We start from the raw sequence: 18,070 nt of genomic DNA, 5'->3' as shown, positions 1-18,070 counted from the left end.
TATTAACATAAAGAATTCAACATATCTACTCTGATTTGGTGTCGTCCAGCGTCGTAGCCTGCTTTTAAGAATGCTTTTACGCAGTTTAATGCGTTTAATTTACCTACAACTTCGCTACCTAATACGATAACGTTTGTATTATTGTGTCTATGAGTCATTTTTGCTGATTGCTCATCTGAAACCGTTGCTGCAATAATATTTTTTTGTTTGTTCGCAAAGTTGAAAGGTGCAATACCGTATTTGTCGATGACAATGGCTTTAGTACCTTCGTGTTCTTGGACATATTTAGTAACCTCAAGTGTAATTTCAGCAATGTTAGTTGCTTTACTGTTTACTGATAAGTCCTCGATTTCGTACTCAGCATCTGCTAAAGATTCTAAAATGAAATCTTTTAATTCTTTTGACTGTGAATCACTATGAATAACAATAGACATAATAAATCCTCCTGTTCGAAAATGTTTGATTTTGTTCTTATCTAGAATATACACTTCAAGGGGTAATTTGTCAATTTGATAGATTGTAAAAAATAAGTAAATCTATTGATAAAAGGGAATTTATAAGAAGATAAGAGGGGATATTTCAATAATTAGACAAAAAGAAAACGCACACGTTTCGTGTGCGTTAATGTTCGTATTAAATTATAAGATATCAGTATAGTTTTGATAATTCTCTCTGATTGTTTGCGAAATATCGTCATCTGTAATAATCGCATCTAAATGATCGATTTGATAGAAAACTGAAAAAGCACGTGTATTGAATTTTGAACTATCCGAAACAAGATATTTTTTCGAAGATTGGTTCAAAATAATTTCATTGGCTTTTCCCTCTTCTTCATTCGCAGTTGTCGCATCATTATCGCTGATACCATTGACGCCAATAAATGCTTTATCAATATGTAATGACTCCAGCATTGTATTTGCGAGACGTCCGATAAATGAACCTGTTTTCTTTCGATAACGACCACCGATTAAAACAATATCCATATGTTCTAAGCCTTCATATTGTTCAAAAATATACAGTGAATTGGTAATGATATGTAAACGCATATCTTTAATGAAAGGGAAGATGGCTTCATTTGTTGTACCTGAGCCAATAAATACCGTATCTTCATTTTGAATCAGTCGGCTGGCTTTTTCAGCAATCATACGTTTTTTATCACTATTCAGCTGTTGTTTTTCTTCATTTGCAAGCTCGTTATAAAAGGTATGAGGTAAGACAGCTCCGCCGTGAACACGTACAAGTAAGGCTTTATGTTCAAGCTCTTTTAAATCACGTCGGATAGTCATTGCAGCCACGTCCATATCATTAGATAAATAACTGACGCTGACGCTTCCGTTTTCTTTTAAGATGGATAGTATTTTTTGATGTCGCGCTTCTTTTAAATTCATTATATTTCACAACCTGTATATTTTTTCGATTTCGTCATTATTATAGCATAATAATTTATTGGGAATGTACCATATTTGGTTTTATTTTGCATATGAGAGTGCCTCAAAGAACAGCTGTTTAAAGCGAGTTTTGTCTACTGCTAAAACAACGTTAACTGACTTTTCTTGAGCATTGTAATTCACAACAGTAGCACCGCGTGTGTAAGTGCCGTTTAATTCAATCGCAACTGCTGCATCTGCAGTTTTAAAGTGTTCTGGATGCAGTAGGTAAAGCATGGTATAAGCATCGTATACAGCAATGCCTGTATCGAATTCATCGCCGTGGTAATGATTAAACATATGATACAACATATGGGTAGTTTGATTAATAGATTTCAACTCGTTGATTGCAGTACTTGATAAACTAGCACCTCTTGCTACATCAAGTCCAACCATTGTGATAGGGAGACCTGCTTTAAAGACAATATCTGCAGCTTCAGGATCACAGTAGATATTAAATTCAGCAGCAGGTGTAACATTACCGCGTCCAGCACTGCCACCCATTAAAACAATCGCTTTGATATTAGATTTAACTTCTGGATACGTTTTAAAAAGCAAAGCGATATTTGTTAGAGGACCAATTGGCACAAGTGTAATGGGTTCATCAGATTCTAGAATAGTTTCTCGCATATCTTCTATAGCTCGATTAGAGGCAAGCAATTCTGGTGAGGGTTCTGGAAGTTCATAACCACCCATACCTGTTTCACCATGTACGTGAGAAGCATCAATCGGTGCATTGATTAAAGGTGCGACTGCACCACGGTGTACTGGAACATCGCTTTCAAAGAATGCTTTGAGTTGTAGGGCGTTTCGTGTAGTTTTATCTATATTGACATTACCATGTACGGTAGTAATCATCTTCACATCAATCTCAGGATGATTCAGTGCAATACTAATAGCTGCTGCGTCATCAATACCTGGATCAGTATCTATGATAATAGGGGTTGTCATATCTCTTTCTTCCTCCTTTTAAAAATAAAATAAGCTACTTATATATTTTATAATCCTTCTGCAAAATAGTCTAAAATTATGTATAAAAAAACTGGCAGGGGAGAAACCCCAGCCAGTTTTTTGTGCATCATATAAATACTGATATTACATATGAGCACTGTGTCCGCCGACCATAACCCAATAAGAACCGATAATAGTAATTAGGGTAATGATAATGGCGAAGATAACTTTGAATAATTGTGTGCGTCCATCTTTACCTTCAGTTAAATGCATGAACATTAATAATTGAAGGGCAGCTTGGATGAAAGCAAATCCAAAGATAATTGTAATCTTAGCGTTAAGTGCTAAAGATGTGTAAATCGTCACGTATACTGCTAATAGTGTCAAGACAATTGAGGCAAAAAAGCCAACTGTATGTTTTGCTATTGTATTCATCCGCTATACACCATCCCTATCAAGTATACTGCAGTAAAGATGAAGACCCAAACAACATCTAAGAAGTGCCAGTATAAACTTACGATAAATAATTTTGGCGCATTGTCTTTATTAAGTCCACGCATTGCTACTTGGATTAATAGACAAATCACCCAACCGATACCCAACGAAACGTGGACACCGTGTGTTCCTAACAAGATGAAGAAACTTGACCAGTAAGAACCGATTTGTGGTGTTACACCTTGGTGTGCATAGTGTGCGAACTCGTAAATTTCTAAACCTACGAATAAGATACCAAGCAATAATGTGATAATCATCCAGATCATCATTAGTTTTTGCTTTTCTTTTCTCATGTAATAAATTGAAATACCACATGTATATGAACTGATTAATAACGCAAATGTCATTAATAATACTAAAGGCATTTCGAATAAATCAGTTGTTAACTTACCAGCGTAATCACCGCCGTGTTGCATGATAAGCAACGTCGCAAATAGTGTACCGAATAAAGAGAATTCAGCTGTTAGGAAGATCCAGAAGCCAAACTTGTTCAAATTACCTTCATGCGATTGCGCATCAATTGTTTTTGTATCATGCATGACTTTCAGCCTCCCGTTCTTTTTCACGAGCTTCACGAAGTTTTGCTTCAGTAGCAGCTACTTCAGAAGCTGGGATATAGTAACCATGGTCGACTTGGAAACTTCTGTAAACCATTGTACCTAATGTACCGATTAAGCAGATAATCGCTGGTACGATAGTTTCGAATGTTAAGAAGAAGCAACCAACAGTTAAGAAGATAGCCATGAAGAAACCAACTGGTGTGTTGTTCGGCATGTGGATATCTTTATAATTATGGTTGTCTAAGTAATGACGACCTTGTTTTTTCATATCTACAAATGTGTCTAAATCATCCCAGTCTGGAGTGATTGCGAAGTTGTACACTGGTGGAATTGATGAAGCTGTACTCCACTCAAGTGAACGTCCGATACCCCATGAGTCGCCTGAAGCGATACGTGGTGATTTAAGGTGACTGTAAACAATGTTAGCTACTAAGAATAAGAAGCCGATTGACATTAATAGTGCACCGATTGTAGAAATTACGTTTAACATGAACCAACCATCTGATGGCATGTAAGTGTATAAACGACGTGGCATACCGTCTAAACCAAGAATGAATTGTGGCATGAAACATACGTTGAATCCGATTACGAATAACCAGAAGAACGGAATGTTCAAGCGTTCATTCAATTTGTAACCCATCATCTTAGGATACCAGAAGATAAGTGCTGCTAAACAAGCGAACACAACACCACAAACTAATGTGTAGTGGAAGTGGGCTACTAAGAAGTACGTATTATGGTACTGATAGTCTGTTGAAGCCATTGCTAACATTACCCCTGTTACCCCACCGATTGTGAACGTTGGGATGAACGCTAATGAGAATAGCATTGGCGATTCGAAAGAAATTCGACCTTGGTATAGCGTAGCTAACCAGTTGAATATTTTAACACCGGTAGGCACAGCGATTAACATTGTTGAGATTGAGAAGAATGAGTTGATTAAAGGACCATTACCCATAGTGAAGAAATGGTGAACCCATACTAAGAAACTCAAGAATGCGATTGCTGATGTTGCCCAGATCATACTCTTATGACCGAATAAGTGTTTACGTGCGAACGTTGAAATAACGTCTGAGAAAATACCGAATGCTGGAAGGACAACGATGTAAACCTCAGGGTGCCCCCAAACCCAGAAGAAGTTAGCCCAAAGCATTGGCATACCACCATTAGCAACTGTGAAGAATTGAGTACCGAAGATACGGTCAATTGTCATCAATGCTAATGTAACTGTGAATACAGGGAATACTAGGATAATGATCAATGCTGTAACGAAAGTTGTTACTGTGAACATTGGCATTTCCATAAATTTCATAGTTGGTGTTTTCATTCGTAAAATTGTTACGAAGAAGTTAATACCTGTCATTAATGTACCGATACCTGAAAGCTGAATAGCTAATAGGTAGTAGTTAACACCAGGACCTGGACTGAACTCACCAGCAAGTGGTGCATAGTTTGTCCAACCTGCAGCAGGTGAACCACCAATGATGAATGACATGTTGAATAGTAACATTGCTCCGAAGAATAACCAGAAGCTAATGTTGTTCATTACAGGGAATGCAACGTCGCGTGCACCAATTTGTAAAGGTACAACTACGTTCCATAAACCGAAAATGAATGGCATTGCCATGAAGATGATCATGATAACACCGTGTGTTGTAAAGATTTCGTTATAGTGGTTTGATTCCAAGAACGGGTTGTTCGGAATTGTTAATTGCGTACGAATTAAAATTGCATCAATACCACCACGGACGAACATTAATACAGCACAAATCAGATACATTAATCCGATTTTCTTGTGGTCAATTGTTGTAAACCACTCTCTGTAAAGATATTTCCATAACTTAAAGTACGTGATTACTGCGATTACCCCGATAACTAGGAATGGCGCACCAATTTGTGCCATTGTGATCATCCAGTTACCTTGAACGAGTAATTCATGCCATGGGAAATTCATTAATGTTCACCTCCATGATTTTTCTTGTTAAGCTCTTCAGCTTTTTCATCTTTAGCGCCTTTTTGAGCTTTTTCCATTTCGTCCATATTATGAGATTCTTCTTTCTTGAATTCATTATTATATGGTTTGTCGTTAGGTAAGATCATAGCATCCATACCGTGTCTCTTATACATAGCGTTTGTAATTTGAGATTTACGAGCAGGATATTTTGAATCTGGTTTGCTTAATACGCCTTCAGTTACATCATAGAAGTTTGGATCTTTTGGAGTGTAATGGAAACGTTTATAAGCGTAGAAGATGTATTCAGGGTCAGCAGCTGGATCTACGAAGTCCATGTGAGTACCACTGAATGTCAACTCTTCATTCTTAGTTGTAGGTAGTAATTGTTTATCGAAAGTATCTTGAGAAAGTTTAGGTTCTTTCTTAGCTTTTTCTACCCATTTGTTGAATTCTGAGTTGCTTACTGCATGTACTGGGAATGTTTGACGAGCGAAACCTTCACCATTGAAGTTTGAGTTACGTCCACGGAACGTACCTTCTTGGTCAGCTTCTAATGTCCATTCCATTGTCATTGCAGTCATTGCATATTTTTGACCGCCAAGTTGTGGAATCCAGAAACTTGTCATTGTATCCATAGATTGCAACTTGAATACAATCGGACGATCTTTTGGAATCGTAATGTGATTCACTGTTTCAATTTTTTGCTCTGGATAAGCAAAGAACCATTTGAAACCTGCGCTTGTTGCATAAACGACGACAGGGTCTTTGTCTTTTGCAGGCGGTGCATCGTACTCATAAAGTGTTTTGACTGTTGGAATAGCCAAAGCAAGTAAGATGATAAATGGTACGGTGAACCAAATAGTTTCTAATAAAGCACTGTGATGTACTTTACCTGATTGTGTTGTATTTGTGTATCGGTATTTGTAAGCAAATACAGCGAATAGAATAAATACAACCGCAACAATAACAAGCATAAAGATGATTGAATAAATGATCAGCCATTTTAAACTGCTTGCCATTGGCCCTTTTGGGTTAAGTACTTCCATATGTTCACAACCACTGAGTAAAATCAGTGAGCCGAACAATAGAAGCAAAGACTTAATTTTTGACACTTTATTGACCTCCTAATACTACAATTGTAGGGCTTAACAATAATTTTAGTTTATTATGCAATATTTACAAGTGGGTATCCGCAACTTTTTTACATAAAAATAAAGAAAGCCTTACAGACACTAGGCCTGACGGGCTTTCACAGATTTGTTAAATTTATGTGTCCATTTTGTGAATACTGACAAAAAATGACAGAAAGCACAAAAAAGGGCGCTGTAGTTGAGAATGCTTATCAATTAAGGGGTTGAAAGCGCTAGCGCCAAAAAACAAAATAATTATTTTTAAATAGATTTTATCGACAAGTTACTTGACTTCTATGTAGCGTTCAGAAATATCTTTCGCTCCATCTGAATCAATGACTTGATATTCGACTTTGTATTTACCAATTTTATTTGTATCGACATGACCATTGACGATAATCTGATCAGTCAAATCTCCGTCTTCTTTATCATAAGCGCTGATTCCATTCAGTAAGTTGTAATTTTCGCCTTTTTGAATAATCGCATCTTCAACACCTTTAAGCTTTGGTACAGAGTTATCTGTAGCTTCAGCGTTTAAATTGGGTGTTACTAATGTAGCAGACACACCAAGTGCTGAAAGTGACTGTAATAGTTTGTTCATTGTTTAGACCTCCGTATTCAATGGCTAATCATTAAAGCGTCATATTAATCAGTTCAATCACGAATATTTGCGATTGAACTTTGTATTAGGTTCAATATACCGTGTTTGTTTCTTTATTACATCCTACTACGGACCTAATCTTTATCACAAGACTAATTTTACAGAATAATTATGAAAATCAGATTAAAATAACGTTAAGTTTTCTCAGTTGTCAAATATTTACTGAGAAAAAAGCGGAAATATTTAGAAACACTATATAGGAAAGAAGTTAAAGGGGGGATTTATGCTAAATAATAATGGGGGTCGTACTTTATTTCATTACTAACACGGGATTTTGAGTCCCGCACATGTAAGAAGAATGCTTTAAATAAAAATCATTATAATACGTTTTAAGTTTGTCATATTGTTTATACTTAATTGTGAAAAGAATATGAAGAAATATGAAATAAAATTGTCTATTATGTGAACTAGGTTCTTAATTGTTTTAATTTCGTCATATTCGTATTATGATGAAATTGAGTCGAAGAGGGAGTGAAGTTAAATGTTATCTGAAAAAGATATGGATATTATTAAACAAACAGTACCAGTTCTTCAAGAAAAAGGTGTGGAAATTACGTCATTCTTCTACAATAGAATGTTCAATGAACACCCAGAGTTACGCAACATGTTCAACCAAACTAACCAGAAAAAAGGTTTGCAATCCACAGCCTTAGCTCAAACAGTCTTAGCTGCAGCAGCAAACATTGAACAGTTAGGTGCAATTATGCCTGTAGTTAAAGAGATTGCTTACAAACACGTTGCATTACAAGTACCTGAATCAGGTTACAAAATTGTTGGTGAAAATTTAATCGCAGCAATTATGCACGTTTTAGATTTAAAAGAAGAAGATCCAGTGATTCAAGCTTGGATTAACGCATACTGGGAAATTGCAGATGTATTCATTCAAGTAGAGAAAGACATGTATGCTGAAATGTTATGGGATGGTTTCCAACCATTCACAGTTACAAACATTGAAAATGTCGCTTCAGATATTAAAGCATTTACAGTTTCATCAGATAAATATGATTTACGCAACTTTGAAGCAGGTCAATATATTACAGTTGATGTTTCAAGTGATAAATTACCATACAGAGCAAAACGTCACTATTCAATCGTTGGCGGAGACGAAGATACGTTAACATTCGCAGTTAAACGTGATGTTTCTGAAGACAGTGAAGGTGAAGTTTCAACTATCTTGCATGACGAAGTGAAAGTTGGAGATGATATCAACTTAACTGCGCCAGTAGGTGCATTCAGATTGCATAACACTGACAAAAACCAGTTATTCTTAGCATCAGGTATTGGTGTAACACCATTAGTGTCAATGTATGAAAAAGCAATTGAAGTCGGTGTACCGAACATTCAATTCATTCACAATACAACTGATGTTAATGATGTACCATTCTCACAACGTTTATCTAACGATGCAGCAGAAAATGATAATGTGACTTATGAAATCCATGATCGCAAATCAAATGGCTACATCACTCAAGAAGATTTAAAACAATATGTTACAGAAGATACAGAAGTTTATGTATGTGGCGGTATTTCATTCTTGAAATCAATCGTCAATGAATTATATGAATTAGGTTTAGACAAATCACAAATTCATTTCGAAACATTCATTCCACGTTTAAGCGTAGACGTTTAATTTTTACTGAAATAATAATCTGAATGATAGAGAAGGAGCTGTTCATTCCGAATTTTCGGAAGGGACAGCTCCTTTTTGTTTGGTTCATGAATCGAGCATAAAAAGTGTTCACACGTCTTGAATATTGATATGATGATAAGAAAAGAAGGGGGACATATTCATGGATAAAACAGTTAAATTATTAAAGGACTTAACAGACGTGAACGGAATTGCCGGTCACGAATACAAAGTAAAACAACTGATGAAAGATTATTTGAAACCTGTTTCAGATGAACTGGTTGAAGATAATTTAGGTGGCATCTTCGGAAAGAAAAAAGCAGAGAAAGGTTCAAAAACTTTAATGCTTGCCGGTCATTTAGATGAAGTTGGATTTATGGTGACTAAAATCGACGACAAAGGTTATTTGAAATTCACACCTGTAGGTGGTTGGTGGAACCAAGTAATGTTATCTCAAAAAGTAACTGTAACAACAGATGATGACAAAGAGATCAGAGGGATCATCGGTTCTAAACCTCCACATGTCTTAACGCCTGAACAACGTAAAACACCAATTGATATCAAGGATATGTTTATTGATGTAGGTGTAGCTTCAAAAGAAGAAGCTGAAAAACTTGGTATTGATATCGGTGACATGGTAACACCATACTCTGAGTTCGAAGTATTAGGTGATGAGAACTACTTAACAGCAAAAGCGTTTGATAATCGCTTCGGCTGTGCACTTGCTGTAGATACTTTAAACAATCTAAAAGACGACGCAATCAATGTTAACTTAGTATCAGGTGCAACTGTTCAAGAAGAAGTTGGTTTACGTGGTGCGAAAGTTGCGGCGAATAAAATCAAACCAGATTTAGCTATTGCAGTGGATGTCGGCATTGCTTATGATACACCAGGAATGGGCGGCGGTGATCATGAAGCTGAACTTGGCAAAGGACCATTAGTCGTACTTATGGACGCGACAGCAATCGGTCATTCTGGATTTAGAAAGCACGTGAAAAAAGTAGCACAAGACAAAGGTATTGAAATCCAATGGGATACAACGCCAGGCGGCGGCACAGATGCAGGCAGTATCCATTTAGCACATGAAGGTATTCCTTCAATCGTTGTGGGTGTTCCGCTTCGTTACATGCATTCAAATGTTTCTGTTATGCATAAACAAGACTACTTGAACGCTGTACAATTAGTGACAGAAATCGCTAAATCACTAGACGACGAAACAATCGAACAAATTATTTGGTAAACAATTTTTCAATCGTCTATTTCGCGCAAATGATTATAAATAAAAAAGAGCGGTTGGTACTTGCTTCAACATGAAAGCAAGCCGACCGCTCTTTTCTTTAGGTACCCCTCAATGTACCTTTACTGAAAAGTTAAGATTTTATTTATCTAAACCTCTACGCATTTTTTCAGCTAATAACGTATTGTTTAACACCATTGTAATTGTCATTGGGCCAACGCCACCTGGAACTGGTGTGATTGCGCCAGCAATTTCTTTTACTTCATCATATTCAACGTCACCTTTAAGTTTGCCGTTTTCATCTGGTGTGTTACCCACATCAATGACAACTGCGCCTTCTTTAACGTCGTCTTTTGTGACTAAACCTGGACGACCTACAGCGCTGACAATAACGTCTGCATTTTTAAGATGTTTGCTCATGTCTTTTGAACGAGAGTGTAAGATAGTCACTGTCGCATTTTGTTGTAATAATAGTTTTGAAACAGGTTGTCCAACGATATGAGAACGTCCAATAACAACTGCTTCTTTACCTTCTAAATCAATATCCGCATTTTTCAATAATTCCATAATACCTAGTGGTGTACAAGGTACGAATGTTTGTTCATCAATATACAATTTACCGATGTTTGCTGGGTTGAAACCGTCAACGTCTTTTGCTGGGTTGATAGTTTCTAGAACTTTTTGTTCGCTGACTTGTTTTGGAAGAGGTACTTGAACCAAGATACCGCTGACAGAGTCATCGTTGTTTAAACGTTCTAATTCATTTAATACTTCTTCTTCTGAAGCTGTTTCTTCTAAATGAACAATTTCAGAAATCATGCCGATTTTTTCAGCAGCTTTCTTTTTTGATCTTACATAGCTCATGCTTGCGCCATCGTTACCTACAAGAATAACTGATAGTTTCGGCGTATAGCCCTCTTTTTTCAACGCTTCAACTTGATCTTGCAATCCTTGACGATAATCTTTAGCAATTTGTTTGCCATCTAAAATTTTTGCAACCATGTGTAAATTCCTCCTAATAATTTTTCGAACTTTCATTAGTGTTTTGAAGTGTAATACAACTATTTTACATGAAAATCCGGAATTTTAATTGAATTTTCATGAGAAAGTTCGATTTTTGATTGAAAAAGCATGACTTGATTTGTTATGCTATATCTGTAATATACAACTTACTAGATTAAAATTTCAAATAATTGAAAGGGTGTTCAATTTGAAAGTGGCAGTTATTATGGGCAGCTCATCTGACTGGGATATGATGTCAGAAAGTTGTCAGATGTTAGATCAATTTGGAATCCCGTACGATAAGAAAGTCGTTTCAGCACATCGTACACCAAAACTGATGTTTGATTTTGCGACAGAAGCAAGATTGAACGGTTATGACGTTATTATTGCAGGCGCAGGCGGTGCAGCACACTTGCCTGGTATGGTTGCTTCAATGACGACATTACCAGTAATCGGCGTTCCGATTGAATCTAAGAGTTTGAAAGGTTTAGATTCATTACTTTCAATCGTCCAAATGCCTGGCGGAATTCCAGTTGCAACTACTGCAATTGGTAAAGCAGGTGCGAAAAATGCTGGAATCCTTGCAGCGAGAATCTTAAGTATTCAAAGCGATGAAGTGAAAGAGAAATTAGAAGCTTATCAGCAATCACTAGTAGATAAAGTAGGAGAGATGCAAAGTGAACTTCAGTAAATTAAAGTTTGGATCAACTGTCGGTATTATTGGCGGCGGACAACTTGGCAAAATGATGGCACAATCTGCTCAAAAAATGGGCTTTAGAGTCATCGTCTTAGATCCAGACAAAGAAGCACCGTGTCAATATGTAGCACACGAATTTATTAATGCAGCTTATGATGACCTAGATGCATTAAGACAACTTGGTGAAGCTTCTGATGTTGTAACATATGAATTTGAAAACATTGCTGCAGATCAATTAGAAACACTCACAAAAGAATTTAATGTTCCTCAAGGCTATCAAGCCATCCATTTATTACAAGACCGTTTAACTGAAAAACAAACATTAGAATCAGCAGGTACGAAAATCGTTCCGTATGCACAAATCACAAATGCTGAAGATTTAGAGCATGCTGTTGAAAAATTAGGTTATCCATTTATGGTGAAAACACGTTTCGGCGGTTATGACGGTAAAGGTCAAGTGCTAGTACGTTCAGAAGAAGATTTAGCAGAGGCCGAATCATTAATCAAAGTACAAGAATGTGTAGCAGAAAAATTCTTAGACCTTTATAAAGAAGTGTCATTAACTGTGACAATTGGAAATGGCGGTCAAATCGTTTATTTCCCATTACAAGAAAACGAACATCGTCACCAAATTTTATTTAAAACAATCGTACCCGCACGTTCTGATAAAGAAGCAGAAGCACGTGCAGAAGTAGATAAAATTAAAGAAAAAGTGCATTTTGTGGGTACATTTACAGTAGAGTTCTTTATTGATAAAGATAACAACTTATATGTAAACGAAATTGCACCAAGACCTCACAATTCTGGTCATTATTCTATTGAAGCTTGTGACTTCTCACAATTTGATACACACATCTTAGCGGTTACGGGTCAAAAATTACCAGAACGCATTGAAATTTTAAAACCAGCTGTCATGATGAATTTGCTTGGTAAGGATTTAGATTTACTTGAAGATGAATTCGGCGATCATCCTGAATGGCATGTTCATATTTATGGCAAAGCATCTAGAAAACCAGCACGAAAAATGGGTCACATGACAGTTTTAACTGATGACATTGATAAAACTGAACAAGACATGTTGGCAACCTTTAGAGGAGGAGCAAAATAATGTCATTATTATACGAAGGTAAAGCAAAACGAATTTTCTCAACAGATGAAGACGGCGTATTACGCGTGGAATACAAAGATGAAGTGACTGCCGGCAATGGTGCGAAAAAAGACCATATTGACGGTAAAGGCCGCTTAAATAATAAAATCACTTCAATCTTGTTTGAACACCTTAAAGAAAAAGGAATCAAAAGCCACTTTATCAAACAAACGTCTGAGACTGAACAACTTGTTCAATCTGTAGAAATCATTCCGTTAGAAGTGGTCGTACGTAATATTGCGGCAGGTTCTATCACAAGACGCTTAGGTTTTGAAAAAGGACAAAAATTTGAAACACCACTTGTAGAATTCTTCTATAAAAATGATGCTTTAAATGACCCTTTAGTGACAGATGACCATGTAAGATTATTAAACATCGCAACAACTGAAGAAATTGCACAATTGAAAGAAATGGTATTAGGCGTTAATAAAGCGTTAGTTGAATTGCTTGATAGTATCAACTTACGTTTGATTGACTTTAAAGTAGAATTCGGCCGTACAAAAGATGGTCAAATTCTTTTAGCAGATGAAATTTCACCAGATACTTGTCGTATTTGGGAAAAAGACAGTGACACTAATTTTGACAAAGACGTATACCGTGAAGACCGCGGTTCAATTATCGAGACTTATCAAACTTTCTTAAATAAACTGGAGGATCTTAAATAATGAAAACTATCGAATTGCACATCACATTACAACCACAGGTATTAGATACACAAGGACAAGCACTTAACCGTGCCGTACATGACTTAGGCTATAACCAAGTGAATGATATCCGTGTAGGTAAATTACTTTACATGACAGTGGACGAAGCAACAGATGAAGCGGTTCATAATATCGTTACAACTTTAAGTGAAAAATTATTTGCGAACACAGTCATTGAAGAGTACAGCTATAAAGTAGTTGACGAAAAGGAGAATGCATAATGAAATTCGCAGTACTTGTATTCCCTGGATCAAACTGTGACAGAGATATGTTGAACGCAGCTTTGAAAACAGGCGTAGACGCAGAGTATGTTGATTATCGTGAGACATCATTAGAAGGATTTGATGGGGTGTTAATCCCTGGCGGTTTCTCATTTGGTGACTACTTACGTTCAGGTGCGATGGCGAGTGTTGCACCAGTTATCAAAGAAGTGAAACGTTTTGCAGATGAAGGCAAACCAGTATTAGGTGTATGTAACGGATTCCAAATCTTAACAGAAATCGGTTTATTACCAGGTGCGTTATTATACAACAGTTCACATTTATTTGTGAGCCGTAACGAATCATTAGAAGTTGTAAATAACAACACACCATTCACAAAAGCATATGCTGAAGGTGAAACAGTAGTATACCCAGTAGCTCATGGTGAAGGCAGCTACTACTGTACAAAAGATATGTACAAAGAATTAGAAGATAATAATCAAATTATCTTGAAATATAAAGATAATCCAAATGGTTCTTACCACGATATTGCTGGTATTGTTAACGAAAAAGGTAATGTGTGCGGCATGATGCCTCACCCAGAACGTGCATTAGAATCAATTTTAGGAACAGACGATGGCGTGAAATTATTTGAGTCAATGGTAAATAGTTGGAGGGAACAAAATGCCTAAGTTTATTGAACCAAGTATCGAAGAAATTAAATCAGAACATTTATACCGTGATATGGGATTAACAGACGCTGAATATGATAAAGTTGTCGAAATTTTAGGTCGTCAACCAAACTTTACTGAAATTGGTATTTTCTCTGTAATGTGGAGTGAACACTGCTCATACAAACACTCAAAACCATTCTTGAAACAATTCCCTACAACAGGCGAACATGTCTTAATGGGACCTGGTGAAGGTGCTGGTGTTGTAGATATCGGTGATAACCAAGCGGTTGTATTCAAAGTTGAATCACATAACCACCCATCTGCGATTGAACCTTACCAAGGTGCAGCAACAGGTGTCGGCGGTATTATTCGTGACATCGTATCAATCGGTGCACGTCCAATCAACTTATTAAACAGTTTACGTTTCGGTGAATTAGATGAAATCCAAAACCGTACATTATTACGTGGTGTTGTAGCAGGTATCGGCGGATACGGTAACTGTATCGGTATCTCAACTACAGCAGGTGAAATCGAATTCGATGAGCGCTATGATGGTAACCCATTAGTTAACGCAATGTGCGTAGGTATCATTGATCACGATAAAATTCAAAAAGGTACAGCTAAAGGTGTCGGCAACTCAGTCATTTACGTTGGTTTAAAAACAGGCCGTGACGGTATCCATGGTGCAACTTTCGCATCTGAAGAATTAAGTGAAGAAAGTGAAAGCAAACGCCCATCAGTACAAATCGGTGACCCATTTGTAGGTAAAAAATTGATGGAAGCAACACTTGAAGCAATCACTTACCCAGAATTAGTCGGTATCCAAGATATGGGTGCAGCTGGTTTAACATCATCTTCTTCAGAAATGGCAGCTAAAGGCGGCAGTGGTTTACACATGCAGTTAGAAAAAGTACCTGTACGTGAAGAAGGAATCTCTCCATACGAAATGATGCTTTCTGAAACACAAGAACGTATGTTGCTTGTTGTTGAAAAAGGTACGGAACAAAAATTCTTAGACTTATTTGACAGACGTGAATTAGATAGTGCTGTTATCGGTGAAGTTACGGATACAGATCGTTTCGTATTAACTTATGATGATGAAGTTTATGCAGACATCCCAGTACAACCATTAGCAGATGAATCACCTGTATATATTTTAGAAGGTGAAGCAAAAGAATATAACACATCTAAAAACGACTACAGCAATGTAGATGTTAAAGATGTATTCCATAAATTATTAGCACATCCGACAATTGCGTCAAAACGTTATTTATACGAACAATATGACCAACAAGTTGGTGCAAACACAGTTGTTAAATCTGGTTTACAAGCATCTGTAGTACGTGTTGAAGGTACAAACAAAGCAATCGCTTCTACAATCGATGGCGAAGCACGTTATGTATTCAACCAACCATACGAAGGCGGTAAAATGGTCGTTGCTGAAGCATACCGCAACTTAATTGCTGTAGGTGCAACACCATTAGCAATGACAGACTGCTTAAACTACGGTTCACCAGAGAAAAAAGAAATCTATCAACAATTAACTGATTCTACAAAAGGTATGGCAGAAGCATGTGAAGTTCTGAAAACACCAGTTGTTTCAGGTAACGTTTCACTTTATAACGAAACAAAAGGTACTTCTATCTTCCCAACACCTGTAGTAGGTATGGTCGGCTTAATTGAAGACATCGATTACTTAAATGATTTCCACCCACATGCAGGCGATAAATTGTATGTTGTTGGTGAAACACGCGATGACTTCGGCGGCAGCCAAATCGAAAAATTATTATATGGTAAAGTCAACCATGAATCAGAAGCACTTGACTTATCAAATGAAGTTGAAAAAGGCGAACAAATCAAAGAAGCAATCAGAAGCGGCAAAGCGTCTCATGTACAAACTGTCGGTAAAGGCGGCTTATTGATTTCGTTAGCACGAATCAGTGCACACTACGGTTTAGGTGTAGATGCAACATTAGACGTGACTGATGCACAATTATTCAGTGAATCACAAGGTCGTTACATTGTTGCAGTTAAAGCAGGACAATCATTAGATATTCCTAATGCACAAGAAATCGGAACTATCACTGAGGATGACAAGTTCAAAGTTACAAACGGTCAAACAACTGTAGAAGAAAACGTGTCGACGTTAAACGAAATTTGGGAAGGAGCAATTCCTCAATGTATGACATCCGCGGATTAAACGAAGAATGTGGAGTCTTTGGAATTTGGAATCACCCCCATGCAGCAACTTTAACTTATATGGCGTTGCATAGTCTGCAGCACCGTGGTCAAGAAGGTGCTGGGATCGTGTGCTCAAACGGCGAATCGCTGTTTGGGGCACGCGGCATGGGTTTATTAACTGAAGCTATTTCAGACGCGCAATTAGAATCTTTACAAGGATTCCAACATGCGATTGGACATGTACGCTATGCGACAACAGGTGCCAGTGAAATCGCCAATGTTCAACCTTTCTTGTTCAAGCATTCAAAAGGTGATTTAGGACTTGCGCATAATGGTAACTTAACGAATGCTGTTCAAATTCGTAAGGCTTTAGAATCTGAAGGCAGCGTCTTCCAAACAACAAGTGATTCAGAAGTATTAGCGCATTTATTAATCAGAGGCAAATCTCCAAGCATTAAATCAAACCAAAAAGCAGCATTGAATCAAGTTAAAGGTGCATTCAGCTGTGTCATGCTGAATACTAATCAACTTGCTGCGGTTAGAGATAACAATGGTGTACGTCCACTCATGTTAGGTGAAGTAGATGGTGCGTATTGTGTCGCAAGTGAAACATGTGCGTTCCAAGCAATCGGTGCAACATATATTCGTGACATCGAACCAGGTGAATTAATTACATTCAGCGGTGACCATGACATAGATTATGATACGTACACGAACCAAATTCACCATAATATGTGTTCAATGGAATATGTATACTTTGCACGTCCAGATTCAGAGTTCCATAAACACTCTATCTATAATGTGCGTAAAGCTTTAGGTAAGAAGCTAGCAAGTGAGATGGGTATTGACGCTGATATTGTTATCGGTGTACCAGATTCATCATTACAAGCAGCAAAAGGCTTCTCTGAATACTCAGGTATTCCAAACGAACAAGGTTTATTGAAAAACCGTTATATCGGCCGTACGTTTATCACACCAGACCAAAGCGTTCGTGAAAAACAAGTACGTATGAAACATGCGCCGATCAGAGACGTCATTGAAGGCAAACGTGTCGTTGTCATTGATGACTCTATTGTGCGTGGTACGACAAGTAAATACATTGTGAAAGCATTAAAATCTGCTGGTGCGAAAGAAGTGCATATGGGTATTTCATCACCACCATTAGTCGATCCATGTTATTACGGTATCGATGTGTCTACACATGCAGAATTAATGGCAGCACAACATAGTGTCGATGAAATCAAAGACATGATTGGTGCAGACTCACTTACGTATTTATCTGTAGAAGGCATGCATGAAGTGTTTAAAGAATTTGACTCAAAAGGCGAGTGTGACGCTTGCTTTACAGGCAATTATCCAATTGAAATTGTAGATCATCAATTACCAGAAGTTAAAGAACTGAAAAGAAGAGGAGTGTAAAGCT

General features: G+C 37.2%; 18 protein-coding genes. 9 read left to right on the top strand and 9 right to left on the bottom strand.

Translation table 11 applies throughout. From position 1 onward, the window contains the following. Positions 1–2: 2 nt before the first annotated feature. The 8 genes from HMPREF2603_RS06155 to HMPREF2603_RS06120 all read right to left on the bottom strand — a co-directional run bounded on the left by HMPREF2603_RS06155 (position 3) and on the right by HMPREF2603_RS06120 (position 7,118). On the bottom strand, positions 3–434 hold the full coding sequence (locus HMPREF2603_RS06155) for an RpiB/LacA/LacB family sugar-phosphate isomerase (protein ID WP_002480482.1): 432 nt from the start codon (positions 432–434) through the stop codon (positions 3–5). A 204-nt stretch (positions 435–638) separates the two neighbouring features. Next, positions 639–1,388: a DeoR/GlpR family DNA-binding transcription regulator gene (locus tag HMPREF2603_RS06150; protein WP_060803890.1), complete on the bottom strand. Its 750-nt coding sequence runs from the start codon at positions 1,386–1,388 to the stop codon at positions 639–641. Positions 1,389–1,469: 81 nt separating this feature from the next. After that, positions 1,470–2,378 carry a ribonucleoside hydrolase RihC gene (rihC, locus tag HMPREF2603_RS06145; protein WP_060803891.1) on the bottom strand — a complete coding sequence of 303 codons (909 nt, stop codon included), beginning with the start codon at positions 2,376–2,378 and terminating at the stop codon, positions 1,470–1,472. A 144-nt stretch (positions 2,379–2,522) separates the two neighbouring features. Beyond that, entirely contained in the window at positions 2,523–2,813 is a 291-nt protein-coding gene (gene qoxD, locus HMPREF2603_RS06140) for a cytochrome aa3 quinol oxidase subunit IV (RefSeq protein WP_060803892.1), read from the bottom strand. Next, positions 2,810–3,412: a cytochrome aa3 quinol oxidase subunit III gene (gene qoxC / locus HMPREF2603_RS06135; protein ID WP_002480487.1), complete on the bottom strand. Its 603-nt coding sequence runs from the start codon at positions 3,410–3,412 to the stop codon at positions 2,810–2,812. The genes qoxD and qoxC overlap by 4 nt, the downstream gene beginning before the upstream one ends. Further along, a complete protein-coding gene (gene qoxB, locus HMPREF2603_RS06130; protein ID WP_060803893.1) occupies positions 3,405–5,387 on the bottom strand; it encodes a cytochrome aa3 quinol oxidase subunit I in 1,983 nt (660 codons plus the stop codon). Before qoxB ends, qoxC begins: the two co-directional genes overlap by 8 nt. Then, positions 5,387–6,499 carry a cytochrome aa3 quinol oxidase subunit II gene (gene qoxA / locus HMPREF2603_RS06125; RefSeq protein ID WP_002480489.1) on the bottom strand — a complete coding sequence of 371 codons (1,113 nt, stop codon included), beginning with the start codon at positions 6,497–6,499 and terminating at the stop codon, positions 5,387–5,389. The genes qoxB and qoxA overlap by 1 nt, the downstream gene beginning before the upstream one ends. Before the next feature lie 301 nt (positions 6,500–6,800). After that, entirely contained in the window at positions 6,801–7,118 is a 318-nt protein-coding gene (locus tag HMPREF2603_RS06120) for a DUF5011 domain-containing protein (protein WP_002480490.1), read from the bottom strand. Between the two features lie 541 nt (positions 7,119–7,659). Here HMPREF2603_RS06120 and HMPREF2603_RS06115 point away from each other — a divergent pair. Further along, positions 7,660–8,808: a globin domain-containing protein gene (locus HMPREF2603_RS06115; protein ID WP_002480491.1), complete on the top strand. Its 1,149-nt coding sequence runs from the start codon at positions 7,660–7,662 to the stop codon at positions 8,806–8,808. Between the two features lie 160 nt (positions 8,809–8,968). After that, on the top strand, positions 8,969–10,045 hold the full coding sequence (locus tag HMPREF2603_RS06110; protein WP_060803894.1) for a M42 family metallopeptidase: 1,077 nt from the start codon (positions 8,969–8,971) through the stop codon (positions 10,043–10,045). Between the two features lie 138 nt (positions 10,046–10,183). On the opposite strand, the gene folD is transcribed toward HMPREF2603_RS06110, so the two are convergent. Beyond that, a complete protein-coding gene (gene folD, locus HMPREF2603_RS06105) occupies positions 10,184–11,044 on the bottom strand; it encodes a bifunctional methylenetetrahydrofolate dehydrogenase/methenyltetrahydrofolate cyclohydrolase FolD (RefSeq protein ID WP_002480493.1) in 861 nt (286 codons plus the stop codon). Between the two features lie 208 nt (positions 11,045–11,252). On the opposite strand from folD, the gene purE reads away from it, so the two are divergent. Genes purE through purF form a run of 7 tightly spaced genes read left to right on the top strand, consistent with a single transcriptional unit; the run spans position 11,253 to position 18,066 of the window. Beyond that, positions 11,253–11,735: a 5-(carboxyamino)imidazole ribonucleotide mutase gene (gene purE / locus HMPREF2603_RS06100; protein ID WP_002480494.1), complete on the top strand. Its 483-nt coding sequence runs from the start codon at positions 11,253–11,255 to the stop codon at positions 11,733–11,735. Next, positions 11,722–12,849 carry a 5-(carboxyamino)imidazole ribonucleotide synthase gene (gene purK / locus HMPREF2603_RS06095; protein WP_002480495.1) on the top strand — a complete coding sequence of 376 codons (1,128 nt, stop codon included), beginning with the start codon at positions 11,722–11,724 and terminating at the stop codon, positions 12,847–12,849. Before purE ends, purK begins: the two co-directional genes overlap by 14 nt. Beyond that, entirely contained in the window at positions 12,849–13,553 is a 705-nt protein-coding gene (gene purC / locus HMPREF2603_RS06090) for a phosphoribosylaminoimidazolesuccinocarboxamide synthase (RefSeq protein ID WP_002480496.1), read from the top strand. The genes purK and purC overlap by 1 nt, the downstream gene beginning before the upstream one ends. Then, positions 13,553–13,813, top strand: coding sequence for a phosphoribosylformylglycinamidine synthase subunit PurS (gene purS / locus HMPREF2603_RS06085; protein ID WP_002480497.1), 261 nt, complete (start codon positions 13,553–13,555; stop codon positions 13,811–13,813). The genes purC and purS overlap by 1 nt, the downstream gene beginning before the upstream one ends. Further along, positions 13,813–14,484, top strand: coding sequence for a phosphoribosylformylglycinamidine synthase subunit PurQ (gene purQ / locus HMPREF2603_RS06080; protein ID WP_060803895.1), 672 nt, complete (start codon positions 13,813–13,815; stop codon positions 14,482–14,484). The genes purS and purQ overlap by 1 nt, the downstream gene beginning before the upstream one ends. Then, positions 14,477–16,666 (top strand): phosphoribosylformylglycinamidine synthase subunit PurL, encoded by a 2,190-nt coding sequence (gene purL / locus HMPREF2603_RS06075; RefSeq protein ID WP_060803896.1) that lies wholly within the window; start codon positions 14,477–14,479, stop codon positions 16,664–16,666. The genes purQ and purL overlap by 8 nt, the downstream gene beginning before the upstream one ends. Next, on the top strand, positions 16,645–18,066 hold the full coding sequence (gene purF, locus HMPREF2603_RS06070; RefSeq protein WP_002480500.1) for an amidophosphoribosyltransferase: 1,422 nt from the start codon (positions 16,645–16,647) through the stop codon (positions 18,064–18,066). The genes purL and purF overlap by 22 nt, the downstream gene beginning before the upstream one ends. The last annotated feature ends 4 nt before the right edge of the window (positions 18,067–18,070 follow it).

This window comes from Staphylococcus sp. HMSC055C03 (assembly GCF_001809385.1).
Taxonomy (GTDB): domain Bacteria; phylum Bacillota; class Bacilli; order Staphylococcales; family Staphylococcaceae; genus Staphylococcus; species Staphylococcus simulans.
Note: the sequence above shows the minus strand (reverse complement) of the source record. Positions and strands in the feature narration are given on the sequence as shown.

Excerpts from the sequence above, each read along its gene's own strand:
- HMPREF2603_RS06155 (WP_002480482.1), bottom strand. The coding sequence starts at position 434 with ATGTCTATTGTTATTCATAGTGATTCACAGTCAAAAGAATTAAAAGAT.
- HMPREF2603_RS06150 (WP_060803890.1), bottom strand. The coding sequence starts at position 1,388 with ATGAATTTAAAAGAAGCGCGACATCAAAAAATACTATCCATCTTAAAA.
- rihC (WP_060803891.1), bottom strand. The coding sequence starts at position 2,378 with ATGACAACCCCTATTATCATAGATACTGATCCAGGTATTGATGACGCA.
- qoxD (WP_060803892.1), bottom strand. The coding sequence starts at position 2,813 with ATGAATACAATAGCAAAACATACAGTTGGCTTTTTTGCCTCAATTGTC.
- qoxC (WP_002480487.1), bottom strand. The coding sequence starts at position 3,412 with ATGCATGATACAAAAACAATTGATGCGCAATCGCATGAAGGTAATTTG.
- qoxB (WP_060803893.1), bottom strand. The coding sequence starts at position 5,387 with ATGAATTTCCCATGGCATGAATTACTCGTTCAAGGTAACTGGATGATC.
- HMPREF2603_RS06120 (WP_002480490.1), bottom strand. The coding sequence starts at position 7,118 with ATGAACAAACTATTACAGTCACTTTCAGCACTTGGTGTGTCTGCTACA.
- HMPREF2603_RS06115 (WP_002480491.1), top strand. The coding sequence starts at position 7,660 with ATGTTATCTGAAAAAGATATGGATATTATTAAACAAACAGTACCAGTT.
- HMPREF2603_RS06110 (WP_060803894.1), top strand. The coding sequence starts at position 8,969 with ATGGATAAAACAGTTAAATTATTAAAGGACTTAACAGACGTGAACGGA.
- folD (WP_002480493.1), bottom strand. The coding sequence starts at position 11,044 with ATGGTTGCAAAAATTTTAGATGGCAAACAAATTGCTAAAGATTATCGT.
- purC (WP_002480496.1), top strand. The coding sequence starts at position 12,849 with ATGTCATTATTATACGAAGGTAAAGCAAAACGAATTTTCTCAACAGAT.
- purS (WP_002480497.1), top strand. The coding sequence starts at position 13,553 with ATGAAAACTATCGAATTGCACATCACATTACAACCACAGGTATTAGAT.
- purQ (WP_060803895.1), top strand. The coding sequence starts at position 13,813 with ATGAAATTCGCAGTACTTGTATTCCCTGGATCAAACTGTGACAGAGAT.
- purL (WP_060803896.1), top strand. The coding sequence starts at position 14,477 with ATGCCTAAGTTTATTGAACCAAGTATCGAAGAAATTAAATCAGAACAT.
- purF (WP_002480500.1), top strand. The coding sequence starts at position 16,645 with ATGTATGACATCCGCGGATTAAACGAAGAATGTGGAGTCTTTGGAATT.